Consider the following 15,794-nt stretch of genomic DNA (forward strand, 5'->3'; position numbering starts at 1 on the left):
CGGGGTGCCCTGGTGGAAGACCAGGCGCCCGCCGCCGTGTGCGCTACTCGCGGTCGGCGACCGCCGGGGTGTTCGCCCGGATGATCTCGTGCTGGTACGGCGCGACCACGTCGCCGGACACCCGGCAGTCCAGCACGAGGAACGGCCGCTGCTCCGGATCCTGCAGCGCCCAGGCGCGCAGCCGCTCGAGGTCACCGAGGTTGCGGACCACCACGCCCTCGGCGCCGACCCCGGCGGCGAGCGCCGCGAAGTCGACCTGCGGGATGAGCATCGGCTCGCGCGCGAGCCCGGCGCGGCCGTACACGTGCACCTCGGCGCTGTAGGCGGCGTCGTTCCAGACCACCGCGAGGCCCCGGCCGCCGGCCACCCGCACCGCGGGCTCCAGGTCGGCGAGCGCCATCAGCCCGCCACCATCACCGGTGGTCAGCACCACGGTGGCGGTGGGCTTCGCGAGCACGGCACCGGGGACGGACGGCCAGCCCAGCCCGATGGCCTGGAAGGCGGTGCCGACCATGAGCATGCGATCGGGTGCGGCCACCGGCCAGTACATGTTGGCCCAGCCGATGAAGTGGCCGCCGTCGGAGACGACCACGCGGTCGGCGGGGAGCATCTCGCCGATGCGGGCCGCCACCTCGCGGGGGTCCAGGGCGCCCTCGGGGGCGTGGTCGTCGCCGCGTTCCTGCGCGCGCAGCGGCGCGATCGCCACGGACTCCCGCCACGGCGCGGCCCGAGGCGCGGGCTCCCCCAGTGCGGCGAGGATGCGGCGGGCGGCCACGCCCGCGTCGGCGCGGACGAACCCGCCCACGTGCGGGTGCGTGGCGGCCTGCGCCGTGTCGATCTGGTAGATCCGGGTGCCCGGGGCGACCAGGTCACCGAACCGCATCGTGAACTGGTTCAGCGAGGCGCCGAAGACGACGGCGACGTCGGCCTCGCGGACCAGGTCCATCGCCCCGGGTGCGCCGAACCCGCCGGTGACCCCGAGGTCGAACTCGGGGCGGGGGAAGACCCCGCGCCCCAGGGCGGTCGTGGCCGTGACCGCGCCGACGGCGTCGGCGATCTCGCCCAGCGTGCGGCCGGCATCGGCGAGCCAGGCGCCACGGCCGGCGAGCAGCAGCGGCCGCTCCGCGCCCGCGAGAGCCTCGGCGATCTCCTCCAGCATGCGTTCGGCGAACACACCGGCTGGGGCCACGGGCGCCGGGAGTCGCGGTTCGGGCACGGTGGGGACAACTCCGGCGTCGAGCCGGGCGACGTCGTAGGGCACCGCGAGCACCGTCGGCACCCGGTAGGTCAGGGCATGTTCGACGGCGATCACCACCGTGGCCGCGGCGTCGGTCCTGCCCACGGTGTAGGTGCGCGCCCCGACGGCAGCGGCCATGCCGATCTGGTCGACGTCCCAGGGGCGCGGACCGGAGGTGGGTTCATCGCCCACCACCAGCACGAGCGGCACGTGCGCCTGGACGGCTTCGGCCAGCGCGGTCAGGGTGTTGGTGAAGCCGGCGCCGTACGTGGCGGTCGCGGCCGCCAGGCGGCCGGAGGCGCGGTAGTAGGCGTCGGCCGCCACCACTCCCCCGGCCTCATGCCTGACCGCGATGAAGAGCACGTCGGTGGTGCGCTCCAGCGCGTCCAGCACGTAGGCGTTCCCGTTGCCCATCACGCCGAACATGTGGTCGACGTGGCGGGCGAGCGTGGTGGCGACATGGGCTGACACCGTGACCATGGCAGGACTCCTTCCTGTTCCTCAGCCCGCGAAGGGATCCGGCGTCAGGGTGTACTTCGTCTGCAGGTACTCCGCGATCCCCTCGGCGCCGCCCTCACGCCCGAGCCCGGAGGACTTCCACCCGCCGAACGGGGCGGCCGCGTTCGAGACGACACCGACGTTGAGGCCCAACATCCCGGTCTCCAGCCGCTCGATCATCCGCTGCCCGCGTGCCAGGTCCTGCGTGAACACGTAGGACACCAGGCCGTACTCGGTGTCGTTCGCCAGGCGCACCGCCTCCTCCTCCCCCTCGAAGGGGACGACGGCGAGCACCGGTCCGAAGACCTCCTCCCGCAGGATGTCGCTCCCGTGGGCGACCCCGCTGAGCACGGTCGGCTCATAGAAGGTCCCGGGGCCGGGCACCGGGTGCCCGCCCGTGGTCAGGTGTGCACCGCGCGCGACGGCGTCCTGCACCAGGGCCTCGGCCTTGGCCACGGCGCGGTCATCGATGAGCGGCCCGATCGCCACCCCCTCCTGGGTGCCGGGACCGATCCGCATCGCCTGCACGCGCTCGGTGACCCGGCGCGTGAACTCCTCGGCCACCGCCGTGTGCACGATGAATCGGTTGGCGGCCGTGCACGCCTGCCCGATGTTGCGGAACTTGGCCAGCATCGCGGCCTCGACTGCCGTGTCGAGGTCGGCGTCCTCGAACACCACGAACGGCGCGTTCCCGCCCAGCTCCATCGAGGTGCGCAACACACCCTGCGCCGCCTGTTCCAGGAGGCTCCGCCCGACCGGGGTGGAGCCGGTGAAGGAGAGCTTGCGCAACCGGGGGTCGCGGATGATCGGTTCCGAGACCTCCCCCGAGGTCGAGGTGGTGACCACGTTGACCACGCCGGCCGGCAGGCCCACCTCCTCCAGCAGCGCCACGAACGCGAGCGTGGTCAGCGGGGTGAGCGCGGCTGGCTTGATGACGGCGGTGCATCCCGCGGCGAGGGCGGGGGCGATCTTGCGGGTGGCCATCGCGAGCGGGAAGTTCCACGGGGTGATGAGGAAGCACGGCCCCACCGGGTGCTGGGAGACCACGATCCGTCCGCTGCCCTCGGGGTTCGGACCATAGCGACCCTGGATCCGGGGCGCCTCCTCGCTGAACCAGCGCAGGAACTCGGCCCCGTAGGTCACCTCGCCGCGCGCCTCGGCCAGGGGTTTGCCCATCTCCAGGGTCATGAGGAGGGCGAACTCCTCCGAGCGCTCGGTGAGCAGGTCGAAGGCCCGCCGCAGCAGTTCGCCCCGTTGCCGCGCGGGCGTGGCGGCCCATTCGGGCCCGGCGGCCACCGCGGCGTCCAGGGCGGCCATCCCGTCGGCGGGGGTGGCATCCGCGATGCGTTTGATCTCCTGCCCGGTGGCCGGGTCGTTCACCGACAGGGTGCGGCCCTCCTGCGCCCGGCGCCACGCACCGCCGATGAACAGGCCCTCCGGCACGGACTCCAGCACGGCACTCCGGTTCTCGGTCATCACAAGCCCTTCGTCGTGGGTCGGGCGTGGTGCAGCCCGACGGTCTCCATGGTCTCGGCCGGTGCCGTGGCGACGCTAGCCCGCGGCGCCGGCCCGGAGGAACTGCCCGAGGAACGCCTCGAGCTCCTCGGTCGCGGTCAGCGGCAGGATCGCGGCCACGTACTGGTCGGGGCGCACCACGACGACCACCCCGGAACGGTCGATGCCGCGCTCGGCGAAGATGTCCGCGTGGCTCCACGCATTCGGTGCCGCGGCGTACACCTTCTCCCAGTCCGTCAGCGCGAGCGGGCCGGTGCGGGGCAGGAAGAGCTCCGGCACGGCGCCCAGGTCAACCTCCTCGTAGCCCTGCTGGTAGATCACCTTGACGTCGAGGATGGCATCGACGTCGGCGCCCTGCGGCGTAAATCGGCGCAGCGCGCTCTCGGGACGGGACATCGCCCGCGCCCAGGCGGCCAGTGCCGACTCCGCACCGGCCGGGGCGGCGTCCGCGAAGGCGTACAGGCGCCACCGGCCGTCCGCGCGCGCGTGGTGACCGAGGTGGATCGCGTTGCCGTCGCAGACCCGCACCACCTGCACGCTCTTGAACCGCTTGCCGATCGGGAACCCGTCGGCCAGGGCCTGGTGCCTCCCATCCGCCTCGATCATCGAGGGGCCGTACTGGGTCATGAACCCCGAGGGGAACTCGGCGGTCCCGAGGTAGAACGTGGCGAGGTCGCTCGGGTCGGTGATCTCCTCGGGTTTGCGGGCCATGAGGCTGGACCACTCGCGGTCGAAGTCGATCAGTTGCTGGGCGACCGGTAGCCGCTCCGCCGAGTACGTGGCCAGCAGGGACTCGGGGCTCAGGCCGGCCAGCACGTAGCCCAGCTTCCAGCCGAGGTTGAAGGCATCCTGCATGGAGACGTTCATCCCCTGGCCGGCCTTGGCGCTGTGGGTGTGGCAGGCGTCCCCCATGAGGAACACCCGCGGGGACCTGCTCTCCCCCTCGGCCACGTCGTCGAACTTGTCGGTGACCCGGTGACCGACCTCGTAGACGCTGTGCCAGGCGACCTGCTTCACCTCGATCGTGTAGGGGTGCAGGATCGCGTTCGCCCGCTCGATGATGTCCTCGATCGAGGTGGCACGGACCCGGTGGTTGTCGTCCTCGGCGACCTCACCGAGGTCGATGTACATCCGGCTCAGGTACCCGCCCTCGCGGGGGATGTGCAGGATGTTCCCGGCCCGCGCGTTGATGGCGCACTTGGTGCGCCAGTCCGGGAAGTCGGTGTTGACCAGCACGTCCATCACGCCCCAGGCGTGCTGCGAGGCCCCACCCACGTGCACCCGCCCGATGGCGTCGCGCACCCCGCTGCGAGCGCCGTCGCCGCCGGCCACGTACTTGGCCCGCACCGTGCGCTCCTCGCCGGCGCGCTCCCCCACCAGGTGGCGCACCCGGACCTCGACCGGATACTCGCCCTCCTCGTGCACCTGCAGGCCGAGGAACTCCACGCCGTAGTCGGGCACGATCCGACCCGGGCCGTGACGCGCGGACTCCGCGAAGTAGTCCAGGACCCGCGCCTGGTTGACGATCAGGTGGGGGAACTCGCTGATCTTCAGCGCGTAGTCCTCGGTGCGGGCCGTGCGCACGATCCGCGCCGGGTCCTGCGGATCGGGGCCCCAGAAGTTCATGTAGGCGATGTTGTAGGCCTCCGCCACGATCCGTTCCGCGAACCCGAAGGCCTGGAAGGTCTCCACGCTGCGCGGCTGGATCCCGTCCGCCTGCCCGAGCCGGAGGCGCCCCTCGCGGCGCTCGATGATGCGGGTGGTGACCGCGGGGAACTGCGACATCTGGGCGGCGAGCAACATACCCGCCGGCCCGGATCCCACGATGAGGAGGTCCATCTCCTCCGGCAGATCCAGGGGTCGGTCCACGCCGGTCCCCTCGGCGTCGCGGACCCGCGGGTCCCCCGAGACGTACCCGTGGTGATGGAACTGCATGGTCTCTCCCTTCAGGACATCCTCGTCCAGGGCGTGGCACGCGTGGCTCGCTCCTCGATCAGCCACACCGGGGTGCGGGTGGCGCGGTGCGAGCCGTTGCCGCGATGGGACCAGATCATATACGATCCGCGATACGACGCAAGAGCGAAGGAGCTCCGGATGACCGACAGCCACTCCAGCGGCCGGTACGGCCCGCTGCCGCAGCGCCCCGGAAAGATCATCGCCGTGCACCTGAGCTACGCCTCACGCGCCGACCAGCGGGGCCGTCGCCCCGCGGCCCCCTCCTACTTCTACAAGCCGAGCAGTTCCCTGGCCGGCTCCGGCGCCCCAGTCCAGCGCCCGGTGGGCACCGAGCTCCTGGCCTTCGAGGGGGAGATCGCCCTGGTGATCGGCTCGACGGCGCACCGCATCTCCGCCGCCCAGGCCTGGGATCACGTGGCCTGGGTGACGGCCGCCAACGACGTCGGCCTCTACGACCTGCGTGCCGCGGACAAGGGCTCCAACGTGCGCTCCAAGGGTCGCGACGGCTACACCCCGCTGGGCCCCGCGCTCATCGACGCCCGCGCGGTGGACCCGCACGCGCTGCGCGTGCGCACCTGGCTCAACGGTCGCCTCGTGCAGGAGGACACCACCGCGACCCTGCTCTTCGGGCTCACCCAGATCGTGGCCGACCTCGCCCAGCACGCCACCCTGGAGGTGGGCGACGTCATCCTCACCGGCACCCCCGCCGGCGCCTCGGTGGCGGCGCCCGGTGACGTGGTGGAGGTCGAGGTCGACGCACCCGAGGCGCCCGGCTCGCCCACGACGGGCCGACTGGTGACCCCCGTCGTCGAGGGCCCAGGCGCCTTCGACCCGGATCTGGGTTCCCTCCCCGCCGTCGACGACGCCCAGCGCGCCGACGCGTGGGGCTCCCGCGAGGCCGCGGGTCTGCCGGAGCCGAGCCGGGCCCCCGCCACTCCCCCGGGCCTGGAGGCGGATCTGTTGGCCGCGCTCACCGCCGCACCCGTGGCGGGCCTGTCCCAGCAACTGCGCAAGCGCGGGCTGCAGAACGTCACGATCGACGGCGTCCGTCCCCTGCACCCCGGCCGCAAGCTCGTCGGCCGGGCCCGCACCCTGCGATTCCTGCCCCACCGCGAGGACCTGTTCGCCACCCACGGCGGCGGGTACAACGCCCAGAAGCGGACCTTCGACGCCGTCGGACCCGGTGAGGTCATCGTCATCGAGGCCCGCGGCGAGGCCGGGTCCGGCACTCTGGGTGACATCCTCGCGCTGCGCGCCCACACCAACGGCGCGGCCGGGATCGTCACCGACGGGGGCGTGCGGGACTACGACGCGGTGGCCGAGGTCGGGATCCCCGTCTACACACGAGGTGCCCACCCCGCCGTCCTGGGCCGCAGGCACGTGCCCTGGGACACCGACCTGACGATCGCCTGCGGGGGCACGGCCGTGGCGCCGGGCGACATCGTCGTCGGGGACAACGACGGCGTGATCGTCATCCCCCCGCACCTGGCCCGGGAGGTGGCCGAGGCCGCCCTCGCCCAGGAGACGGAGGACGCCTGGATCGCCGAGCGAGTGCGGGAAGGGCACCCGCTGGACGGCCTGTTCCCGATGGATGCCACCTGGCGGACCCGCTACGAGGCCGAGACGACTGAGTCCGAGACGAACGAGGCCGAGACGACTGAGTCCGAGACGAACGAGGCCGAGACGACCGGGGAAGGATCGGGCGCATGACCCTCACCGATCGCGGCAGCAAGTCCCAGCAGGCCTACCACTGGATCAAGGAGCGCATCGCCCAGCAGGCGTTCACGCCCGGCTACCGCCTCGTGCTCAGCGCCATCGCCACCGAACTGGACATGAGCGTGGTGCCGGTGCGAGAGGCCATCCGCCAGCTCGAGGCCGAGGGCCTGGTCACCTTCGAGCGCAACGTCGGCGCCCGGGTGTCCATGGTGGACGACACCCAGTACCGCTACAGCATGCAGACCCTGTCCATCCTCGAGGGCTCCGCGACGGCGCTGGCGGCGCGGCGGCTCAACGCCGACGACCTGCGCAAGGCCCGGCAGGTCAACGACCTGATGATCGAGACCCTCGACCATTTCGACCCGCGCGCCTTCACCGCGCTGAACCAGGAGTTCCACGGCCTGCTGTTCGCGCGGTGCGCGAACCCTCGCCTGCTGGAACTCGTGGAGGCCGAGTGGGCCCGCCTGGGGCACCTGCGCGATTCCACGTTCAGTTTCGTGCCCGGCCGCGCCCAGGAGTCCGTGCGCGAACACGAGAGCATCCTCACCCTCATCGAGAACGGTGCCCCCCTGGGGGAGATCGAGAAGGCCGCCCGCCGCCACCGGTCGGCGACCTTGGACGCCTACATGATCCACGAACACCCGGACGAGACCCTCGGCCTCCCCGCCTTCTAGGTCGCCACCCGCCCGCACCCGCACGCATACAAGGAGAACCGATGTCCCACGACGCGACCCTCGCACCGCAGCGACACGTGCCGGGCGACCTACCCTCCCGCATCCAGCACTACATCGACGGGGCCTTCGTCGATTCCCTCGACGGCGACACCTTCGAGGTGCTCGACCCCGTCTCGAACGAGACCTACGTGCAGGCCGCGGCGGGCAAGAGGGCCGATGTGGACCGCGCCGTCGCCGCCGCCCGACGGGCCTTCACCGAGGGCCCGTGGCCGCGGATGCTGCCGCGGGAACGCGCCCGGGTGCTCACCCGGATCGCGGACCTCGTGGAATCGCGCGATGCGCGCCTGGCGGAGTTGGAGTCCTTCGACTCGGGGCTGCCGATCACCCAGGCCCTCGGTCAGGCGCGGCGCGCCGCGGAGAACTTCCGCTTCTTCGCCGACCTGATCGTGGCGCAGACCGATGACACCTACAAGGTGCCAGGGCGCCAGATCAACTACGTCAACCGCAAGCCCATCGGCGTCGCGGGGCTCATCACACCGTGGAACACGCCGTTCATGCTGGAGTCCTGGAAACTCGCCCCGGCGCTGGCGACCGGGAACACGGTGGTGCTCAAGCCCGCCGAGTTCACCCCGCTGTCAGCCTCCCTGTGGGCCGGCATCTTCGAGGAGGCCGGTCTCCCGCGAGGCGTGTTCAACCTGGTCAACGGGCTCGGCGAGGACGCCGGCGATGCGCTAGTCAAGCACCCCGAGGTGCCGCTGATCTCCTTCACCGGGGAGAGCAGCACCGGCCAGCTCATCTTCGCCAACGCCGCACCCCACCTCAAGGGCCTGTCGATGGAACTCGGCGGCAAGAGCCCGGCCGTGATCTTCGCCGACGCGGACCTCGAGGCCGCCGTGGACGCGACGATCTTCGGGGTGTTCTCCCTCAACGGGGAACGCTGCACCGCCGGGAGCCGCATCCTGGTGCAGCGGGAGATCTACGACGAGTTCGTGCAGCGGTACGCCGCACAGGCCGAGCGTGTGGTGGTCGGATACCCCCACGACCCGGCCACCGAGGTCGGGGCGCTGGTGCACCCCGAGCACTTCGCCAAGGTGATGAGCTACGTGGAGATCGGCAAGACCGAGGGGCGCCTGGTCGCCGGCGGTGGTCGCCCAGCCGGCTTCGAGACGGGCAACTTCGTGGCGCCGACGGTGTTCGCCGACGTGCCGGCCGATGCCCGCATCTTCCAGGAGGAGATCTTCGGACCCGTCGTGGCCATCACGCCCTTCGACACCGAGGAGGAGGCCCTGGCCCTGGCGAACGGGATCGAGTACGGCCTCGCCGCCTACATCTGGACGAACGACCTGAAGCGGGCGCACACCTTCTCCCAGGCCGTGGAGGCGGGGATGGTGTGGCTGAACTCCAACAACGTCCGTGACCTGCGCACCCCGTTCGGCGGGGTGAAGGCCTCCGGGCTCGGACACGAGGGCGGCTACCGCTCGATCGACTTCTACACCGACCAGCAGGCCGTCCACATCACCCTCGGCACGGTGCACAACCCTACCTTCGGCAAGGGCTGAGGGCGGGCCGGCGAGCGCCGGGCCCCAGCCCACCCATCCAGCACGACGCAAGGACGCGACATGACTGACAAGACCCGCACCTCCTCAGGCTTCTTCGTCTCCGCCGAGGCGCCGATCCACACCGACAACCCGATCCCGACCCCCTCCGCGCCCGCGCCGGACATCCTGCGCTGCGCCTCCATGGAGCTCGTGGTCACCGACCTCGCCGCCTCCCGGCAGTTCTACGTCGACGTGCTCGACCTCCAGGTCACTCAGGAGGACGAGACCACCGTCTACCTGCGCACCATGGAGGAGTTCATCCACCACAACCTCGTGCTGCGCAAGGGGCCGGTGGCCGCGGTGGCCGCCTTCTCCTACCGGGTGCGCACCCCCGAGGACCTGGACAAGGCCGTGGCCTTCTACACCGAGCTGGGGTGCCGGGTGGAGCGCCGAGCGGACGGGTTCACCGACGGGATCGGCGACTCGGTGCGCGTCACCGACCCCCTGGGGTTCCCGCTGGAGTTCTTCTACGAGGTGGAGCATGTGGAGCGCCTGGCGTGGCGCTACGACCTGTACTCCCCCGGGGCGCTGGTGCGCCTGGACCACTTCAACCAGGTCACCCCGGACGTCGCCCGCGCCACCCGGTTCATGCAGGACCTCGGGTTCCGCGTCACCGAGGACATCCAGGACGAGGCGGGCACCCTGTACGCGGCGTGGATGCGCCGCAAGCCCACCGTGCACGACACCGCCATGACCGGAGGGGACGGGCCGCGGATGCACCACGTGGCCTTCGCCACCCACGAGAAGCACAACATCCTGGCGATCTGCGACAAGCTCGGCGCGCTGCGTCGCTCCGATGCCATCGAGCGCGGCCCCGGGCGCCACGGCGTCTCCAACGCCTTCTACCTCTACCTGCGCGACCCGGACGGGCACCGCGTGGAGATCTACACCCAGGACTACTACACCGGTGACCCGGACAACCCGGTGGTCACCTGGGACGTGCACGACAACCAGCGGCGCGACTGGTGGGGCAACCCCGTGGTCCCCAGTTGGTACACCGACGCCTCCCTCGTGCTCGACCTGGACGGCAATCCCCAACCGTTGGTCGCCCGCAGCGACGACAACGAGATGGCCGTGACGATCGGCGCGGACGGGTTCAGTTACACCCGCCCGGCCGACGAGGACGAGATGCCCGCCTGGAAGCAGGGCGAGTACAAACTCGGGCACCAGCTGTGATGCTCACGCCCGAGCAGGTCGCCCAGATCGCGGCGGAGCTGGCCGAGGCCGAGCGCACCCACGGCGTGATCCCGCGGATCACGGCCCGCTACCCGCAGGCCACGATCGAGGACTCCTACGCGATCCAGGGGGTGTGGCGCGATGCGAACATCGCCGCCGGTCGGCGCCTCGTGGGCCGCAAGATCGGCCTGACGTCCAAGGCGATGCAGCAGGCCACCGGGATCACCGAACCCGACTACGGCGTGATGTTCGACGACACCGTGCACGTTAGCGGCGCCGAGATCCCGTTCGAGCAGTTCTCCAACGTCCGCGTCGAGGTCGAACTGGCCTTCGTGCTGGCGACGCCGCTCTCCGGCCCGGACTGCACGCTGGCGGACGCCTTGGCGGCCATCGACTACGCCGTGCCGGCGCTGGAGATCCTGAACTCCCACATCGAGTTGGAGGGGCGCACGATCGTGGACACCATCGCCGACAACGCGGCCTACGGGGCGATGGTGCTCGGTGACGTGCACCGACGGGTGGACGAGGTGGACCTGCCGTGGGTGCCCGGTGTCCTCAGTCGCAACGGCGAGATCGAGGAGACCGGCGTGGCCGCGGGGGTCCTCGGGCACCCGGCGCGCGGGGTCGCGTGGCTCGCGAACACGTTCCACCAGCACGGCGCCCGCCTGGAAGCCGGCGAGGTGATCCTGGCAGGCTCGTTCACCAGACCAATGTGGGTCTCGCGCGGCGATGAGGTGCGCTGCGACTTCGCGGAGATGGGAGTGGTGACATGTCGCTTCGTCTGAGGCCGACGTTCCGCGCGGCGCTGGCCGAGAGCAAACGGGCGCTCGCCGGGATGTGGGTGTGTTCCGGCTCGCCACTGGTCGCCGAGATCGCCGCCGGATCGGGGCTGGACTGGCTGCTGCTGGACATGGAACATGCACCCAACGGCCTGGAGTCCGTCCTCGCCCAGCTGCAGGCTGTGGCCGCGTACCCGATCACTCCGGTGGTGCGGGTGCCCTCGGCCGACCCCGTGGTGCTCAAGCAGGTGCTCGATCTCGGGGCGCAGACCATCCTGGTGCCGATGGTGAACTCGGCCGCCGAGGCGGAGGCCGCCGTGCGGGCGGTGCGCTACCCACCCCGGGGCATCCGCGGCGTCGGCTCGGCGCTCGGGCGCTCCGCGCGCTGGAACCGCGTGGCCCACTACCTTCCGCAGGCCGAGGATCACGTCTCGCTCATGGTCCAGATCGAGTCCGCCGACGCCGTGACTGCGGCCGCGGAGATCGCGGCGGTGGACGGCGTGGACGGCGTGTTCGTGGGTCCTAGTGACCTGGCCGCCTCGATGGGACTGCTGGGGTCACAGACCCACCCGGAGGTGCTGCGCGCCGTGCACGCCACGTTCGAGGCGGTGCGCTCGGCGGGTAAGCCGGTCGGCGTCAACGCGTTCGACCCCCAGGTGGCCCAGGACTACCTCGCGGCGGGCGCGCAGTTCGTGATCGTCGGTGCGGACGTCGCGCTGCTGGCGCGCGGCTCGGAGGCGCTGGCCGCTCGCTTCATCCCGGGCGAGGAGTCTGGCGAGCGCTCCGGGTACTGACGGCGGCCGGCCGCCCGCGGCAGCCTCCCCGGACCGGCACCATGACCTCGATGCGGTCTCGGCGCTTGGACGACGCGCTCGCGGGAACCGGGTGCTGGCCTCACGAGGCAGAGACGGCGTCGAGCACCTGGCTCATCCGGCCGCGCTCCACGGGTCGACCAGTTCGACACCGGTGTGCACGAAGTCCTTCACGTTTCGCGTCGCGCAGGTCGCTCCGTGCACCAGGCAGATCGCGGCGATCTGCGCGTCAGCTGTACTGATTGGCGCTCCCCTGTTCTCACGGGTCACGAGCACGTCGGCGTAGCGGTCGGCCGCCACCTCATCGAACGGCAACACCGCGCGGGTGCCTCTGTACGGCGCGAGCGCTGCGTCAATGCGCCGGGCCAGTTCGTCCCTGCGCCGACCATCCGGCAGCCGTCTCACCCCCGCCAACAGTTCCGCGAGCGTGACGGACGTGATCGCGACGTCACCCGTCAGCGACGTAAGCCAACCGACCACGAGCGGCTCCGGCGACGGACGGAAGATCTCCGAGATGACGTTCGTGTCGAGGATGATCACTCGAAGTCGACCGCCCGGGCGACGTCGTCGCGGGCCGGCACGGGCAGGCCTTCCACCCCGCCGACGTCCTGCGCAGCAGAGAGGAGCGCCATCCCGATGTGCGGCCGTCTAGCTGCCTTGGTGAGGATGTCACGGACCTCGGCCTCCATGGAGCGCCCGTGCTCCTTCGCCTGTGAGGCGAGTTGCTGCTTCACGGCGTCGTCAAGACCGCGGACGATGATGGATGACATCGGCGACCACCTCCCAGTGCTATCGCTGATGCTAGCGCTTGCGCGCGCACCGATGCTAGACCTGTGGACTCAGCACGACGCCCCGGCAACCTCGTCACGACGCGCTCGGGCGGGGCATCATTCAGGGCACGAAGGCACTGCTCACACGTTGAAGCGGAACTCCACCACGTCGCCGTCGACCATCACGTAGTCCTTGCCCTCCACGCGCGCCTTGCCCGCGGCACGGGCGTTCGCGACGGACCCGGCCTCCACCAGGTCGGCGAAGGAGATGACCTCGGCCTTGATGAAGCCCTTCTCGAAGTCGGTGTGGATGACCCCCGCGGCCTGCGGCGCCGTCCAGCCCTGGCGGATCGTCCAGGCGCGCGACTCCTTCGGGCCGGCCGTGAGGTAGGTCTGCAGGCCGAGGGTGTGGAAGCCCACGCGGGCGAGTTGGTCCAGACCGGACTCCTCCTGGCCGGACTCCGCGAGCATCTCCGCGGCGTCCTCCTCGTCCAACTCCGCGAGCTCGGACTCGAACTTGGCGTCCAGGAAGATCACGTCCGCCGGCGCGAACTGCTCGCGCACCGTCGCCTGGAACTCGGTGTCGGCCAGTCCGGCATCATCGGTGTTGACGGCGTAGATGAACGGCTTGGCGGTCATCAGGCCGAACTGCTTGAGGATCTCGGCGTCGAAGTCGCCGCGGTGCGCCGCGATCGTCTCGCCGGTGAGGAGCAGCTCGTGCGCCTGCTGGGCGGTGGCGAGGACGGCGGCCTCGGTCTTCTTGCCACGCACCTCCTTCTCCAGCCGCGGGATGGCCTTCTCCAGGGTCTGCACGTCGGCGAGGATCAGCTCGGTGATGATCACGTCCACGTCCGCCAGGGCGTCCACGCGGCCGTCCACGTGCACCACGTCCGGGTCGGCGAAGGCGCGCGTGACCAGGCAGATCGCGTCGGCCTCGCGGATGTTGGCGAGGAACTGGTTGCCGAGGCCCTCGCCCTCGCTGGCGCCCTTGACGATGCCGGCGATGTCCACGAAGGAGACCGTGGCGGGCACGATCTTCTCCGAACCGAAGATCCCGGCGAGGGTGTTCAGGCGCTCGTCCGGCAGCGGCACGACCCCGACGTTGGGCTCGATCGTGGCGAACGGGTAGTTCGCCGCGAGGGCGCCGGCGCGGGTGAGGGCGTTGAAGAGGGTGGACTTGCCGACGTTGGGCAGGCCGACGATTCCGATAGTGAGTGCCACGGGCGTCGATACTACGGCGTTCGGGCCCCTGTGCGCCCGCCCGCCACGAGGGAGGAACGACGGCGTGCGGCCAGTCCTGCCCGAGGATGTCAGTCCCCCGTGGTCGACTTAGGCCATGGACAGCACCGCACTGATCGTCGCGATCCTCGCCCTGGCGCTCGGGGCCGGACTGGGCTACCTGCTGGCGGGCAACCGCGCCGCCGCGCGTCGAGGAGCCGGGGAGAGCGAGGCAGCGGCCCTGCGCACCCGCCTGGAGGCCGCCGAGGCCGCGCACGAGCGCGCCGTTGCCGACGCCGAGCAGCGGCTGGGCCAGGTGCGGGAGGAGGCTGCGGACGCCGCGGCCCAGGCCGAGCGACGGCGCCGGCAGGAGGCCGAGGAAGCGGAGCGTCGCCGCGTGGCGGACGTGCAGGCCGAGCAGGAGCGCGGGGCGCGTCAGATCGCCGCCGAGGTGCAGCGTGCCGAGCAGGCGCGCGCCGAGGAGCAGGCGCGGGCAGCGGAGGCGTTGAGCGCCGAGCAGCAGCGCGCTGCCGATCAGCTAGCCGCGACCGAGCGTCGTCACCAGGCCGAACAGGAGCGGATGCGGGCAGACCACGCCCAGGCCCTGGAGTCCCTGCGAGCCGATACCAAGCGGATGTCGGACGAGTTCGAGGCGCTGTCCGCCAAGGCCCTGGCGGCGAACGCGAAGTCCTTCCTCGAGCAGGCCGAGGAGCGCCTCAAGCGCACCGAGCAGGCCAGCGCCGCGGAACTGGCCAAGCGGGAGGAGGCGGTCAAGCAGCTGGTGGAGCCGCTGACCCGCACCCTGGGCGATGTGAAGGCGGAGATGACCGAGGCGGAGAAGGCGCGCCTGGCGGCGCACACGGCGCTCGCCGAGCAGGTCAAGGGCATGCAGGTCTCCTCCGAGCAGTTGCGCGCCGAGACCAACCAGCTGGTCACCGCGCTGCGCGCGCCGCAGGTGCGCGGCGCGTGGGGCGAGATGCAGTTGCGTCGCACCGTGGAGATCGCCGGGATGGTGGAGCACGTCGACTTCGAGGAGCAGGTCCAGGTGGAGGGCGGCGCCCTGCGCCCCGACCTCGTGGTCACGCTGCCGGACGGCAAGCAGATCGTGGTGGACGCCAAGGTCGCCTTCAACGGGTACCTGGAGGCCATGGAGGCCCGCGACGACGAGACCCGCCGCCAGCGCCTGGCCGCGCACGCCCGCCACATGCGCAAGCACGTGGACCAGCTCAGCAGCAAGGAGTACTGGGCGCACCTGGACTCCACACCGGAGTTCACGGTGATGTTCGTGCCCTCGGAGGTGTTCCTCAACGCCGCCATGGAGCAGGACCCCACGCTGCAGGAGCACGCCTTCAGCAACAACGTCGTCGTCGCCACACCCGCCACCCTGGTGGCGCTGCTGCGCACGGTGGCCTACACCTGGCGTCAGGAGCAGCTCGCGACCGAGGCCAAGCAGGTCTTCACCGTGGGCCGCGAACTCCACAAGCGCCTGCAGACCTTCGGTAAGCACCTGGAGGACCTCGCCAAGCGGCTGAACGGCACCGTGGAGACCTTCAACAAGATGACCGCGTCCCTGGACTCCCGGGTGGTGCCGCAGATCCGCCGGTTCAGCGCCCTGCAGGGCCTGGACGACGACGTCCAGGTGCCGCCGCCGCTGGAGGTGCATGCCACCCCCGCCGCCAAGGCCGACCTCTACCCGGGCGAGGCCGCCGCGGCCGAGGAGCGCACCCGGGTGCTGGGCCCGCGCGGCGAGGACTCGTTGTTCGAGGACGCTCTCGAGGTCCCGGGGATCGAAGGAACACACCCCACCCGCAAGCGCAACGGCACCGACGGCTGATGGACGGCGCG

General features: G+C 71.3%; 13 protein-coding genes. 7 read left to right on the top strand and 6 right to left on the bottom strand.

Features of this window, described 5'->3' with window-relative positions; genetic code table 11:
* Positions 1-43 precede the first annotated feature (43 nt).
* The 3 genes from ATL40_RS09880 to ATL40_RS09890 form a co-directional block, all read right to left on the bottom strand.
* Complete coding sequence (locus tag ATL40_RS09880; protein ID WP_098469396.1) at positions 44-1,717, bottom strand: thiamine pyrophosphate-binding protein; 1,674 nt, start codon at positions 1,715-1,717, stop codon at positions 44-46.
* A gap of 21 nt (positions 1,718-1,738) precedes the next feature.
* Complete coding sequence (locus tag ATL40_RS09885; RefSeq protein WP_098470413.1) at positions 1,739-3,211, bottom strand: NAD-dependent succinate-semialdehyde dehydrogenase; 1,473 nt, start codon at positions 3,209-3,211, stop codon at positions 1,739-1,741.
* A 75-nt stretch (positions 3,212-3,286) separates the two neighbouring features.
* Entirely contained in the window at positions 3,287-5,185 is a 1,899-nt protein-coding gene (locus tag ATL40_RS09890) for an FAD-dependent monooxygenase (protein WP_098469397.1), read from the bottom strand.
* A 159-nt stretch (positions 5,186-5,344) separates the two neighbouring features.
* On the opposite strand from ATL40_RS09890, the gene ATL40_RS09895 reads away from it, so the two are divergent.
* From ATL40_RS09895 to ATL40_RS09920, 6 genes are read left to right on the top strand one after another with little or no spacing between them, the layout of a single operon-like run.
* Positions 5,345-6,916, top strand: a complete 1,572-nt coding sequence (locus ATL40_RS09895; RefSeq protein WP_098469398.1) for a fumarylacetoacetate hydrolase family protein — start codon at positions 5,345-5,347, stop codon at positions 6,914-6,916.
* Complete coding sequence (locus tag ATL40_RS09900; RefSeq protein ID WP_098469399.1) at positions 6,913-7,596, top strand: GntR family transcriptional regulator; 684 nt, start codon at positions 6,913-6,915, stop codon at positions 7,594-7,596. The genes ATL40_RS09895 and ATL40_RS09900 overlap by 4 nt, the downstream gene beginning before the upstream one ends.
* A 41-nt stretch (positions 7,597-7,637) precedes the next feature.
* A complete protein-coding gene (hpaE, locus tag ATL40_RS09905) occupies positions 7,638-9,155 on the top strand; it encodes a 5-carboxymethyl-2-hydroxymuconate semialdehyde dehydrogenase (RefSeq protein ID WP_098469400.1) in 1,518 nt (505 codons plus the stop codon).
* Positions 9,156-9,215: 60 nt separating this feature from the next.
* Positions 9,216-10,370, top strand: a complete 1,155-nt coding sequence (hpaD, locus tag ATL40_RS09910; protein WP_098469401.1) for a 3,4-dihydroxyphenylacetate 2,3-dioxygenase — start codon at positions 9,216-9,218, stop codon at positions 10,368-10,370.
* A complete protein-coding gene (locus tag ATL40_RS09915) occupies positions 10,370-11,155 on the top strand; it encodes a 2-keto-4-pentenoate hydratase (protein WP_098469402.1) in 786 nt (261 codons plus the stop codon). The genes hpaD and ATL40_RS09915 overlap by 1 nt, the downstream gene beginning before the upstream one ends.
* Positions 11,140-11,943 carry an aldolase/citrate lyase family protein gene (locus ATL40_RS09920; RefSeq protein ID WP_098469403.1) on the top strand — a complete coding sequence of 268 codons (804 nt, stop codon included), beginning with the start codon at positions 11,140-11,142 and terminating at the stop codon, positions 11,941-11,943. The genes ATL40_RS09915 and ATL40_RS09920 overlap by 16 nt, the downstream gene beginning before the upstream one ends.
* Before the next feature lie 132 nt (positions 11,944-12,075).
* On the opposite strand, the gene ATL40_RS09925 is transcribed toward ATL40_RS09920, so the two are convergent.
* From ATL40_RS09925 to ychF, 3 genes are all read right to left on the bottom strand, one after another.
* A complete protein-coding gene (locus tag ATL40_RS09925) occupies positions 12,076-12,501 on the bottom strand; it encodes a type II toxin-antitoxin system VapC family toxin (RefSeq protein ID WP_098469404.1) in 426 nt (141 codons plus the stop codon).
* A complete protein-coding gene (locus tag ATL40_RS09930; RefSeq protein WP_098469405.1) occupies positions 12,498-12,731 on the bottom strand; it encodes a FitA-like ribbon-helix-helix domain-containing protein in 234 nt (77 codons plus the stop codon). Before ATL40_RS09930 ends, ATL40_RS09925 begins: the two co-directional genes overlap by 4 nt.
* A gap of 141 nt (positions 12,732-12,872) precedes the next feature.
* Positions 12,873-13,952: a redox-regulated ATPase YchF gene (gene ychF / locus ATL40_RS09935; protein WP_098469406.1), complete on the bottom strand. Its 1,080-nt coding sequence runs from the start codon at positions 13,950-13,952 to the stop codon at positions 12,873-12,875.
* 115 nt (positions 13,953-14,067) lie between these two features.
* Here ychF and ATL40_RS15450 point away from each other — a divergent pair, with 115 nt between their 5' ends.
* Positions 14,068-15,783, top strand: a complete 1,716-nt coding sequence (locus ATL40_RS15450) for a DNA recombination protein RmuC (protein WP_098469407.1) — start codon at positions 14,068-14,070, stop codon at positions 15,781-15,783.
* Positions 15,784-15,794 lie beyond the last annotated feature (11 nt).

This window comes from Serinibacter salmoneus, from assembly GCF_002563925.1.
GTDB classification, from domain to species: Bacteria; Actinomycetota; Actinomycetes; order Actinomycetales; family Beutenbergiaceae; genus Serinibacter; species Serinibacter salmoneus.

Excerpts from the sequence above, each read along its gene's own strand:
- ATL40_RS09880 (WP_098469396.1), bottom strand. The coding sequence starts at position 1,717 with ATGGTCACGGTGTCAGCCCATGTCGCCACCACGCTCGCCCGCCACGTC.
- ATL40_RS09895 (WP_098469398.1), top strand. The coding sequence starts at position 5,345 with ATGACCGACAGCCACTCCAGCGGCCGGTACGGCCCGCTGCCGCAGCGC.
- ATL40_RS09885 (WP_098470413.1), bottom strand. The coding sequence starts at position 3,211 with ATGACCGAGAACCGGAGTGCCGTGCTGGAGTCCGTGCCGGAGGGCCTG.
- ATL40_RS09930 (WP_098469405.1), bottom strand. The coding sequence starts at position 12,731 with ATGTCATCCATCATCGTCCGCGGTCTTGACGACGCCGTGAAGCAGCAA.
- ATL40_RS15450 (WP_098469407.1), top strand. The coding sequence starts at position 14,068 with ATGGACAGCACCGCACTGATCGTCGCGATCCTCGCCCTGGCGCTCGGG.
- ATL40_RS09915 (WP_098469402.1), top strand. The coding sequence starts at position 10,370 with ATGCTCACGCCCGAGCAGGTCGCCCAGATCGCGGCGGAGCTGGCCGAG.
- ATL40_RS09890 (WP_098469397.1), bottom strand. The coding sequence starts at position 5,185 with ATGCAGTTCCATCACCACGGGTACGTCTCGGGGGACCCGCGGGTCCGC.
- hpaD (WP_098469401.1), top strand. The coding sequence starts at position 9,216 with ATGACTGACAAGACCCGCACCTCCTCAGGCTTCTTCGTCTCCGCCGAG.
- ATL40_RS09920 (WP_098469403.1), top strand. The coding sequence starts at position 11,140 with ATGTCGCTTCGTCTGAGGCCGACGTTCCGCGCGGCGCTGGCCGAGAGC.
- hpaE (WP_098469400.1), top strand. The coding sequence starts at position 7,638 with ATGTCCCACGACGCGACCCTCGCACCGCAGCGACACGTGCCGGGCGAC.
- ATL40_RS09900 (WP_098469399.1), top strand. The coding sequence starts at position 6,913 with ATGACCCTCACCGATCGCGGCAGCAAGTCCCAGCAGGCCTACCACTGG.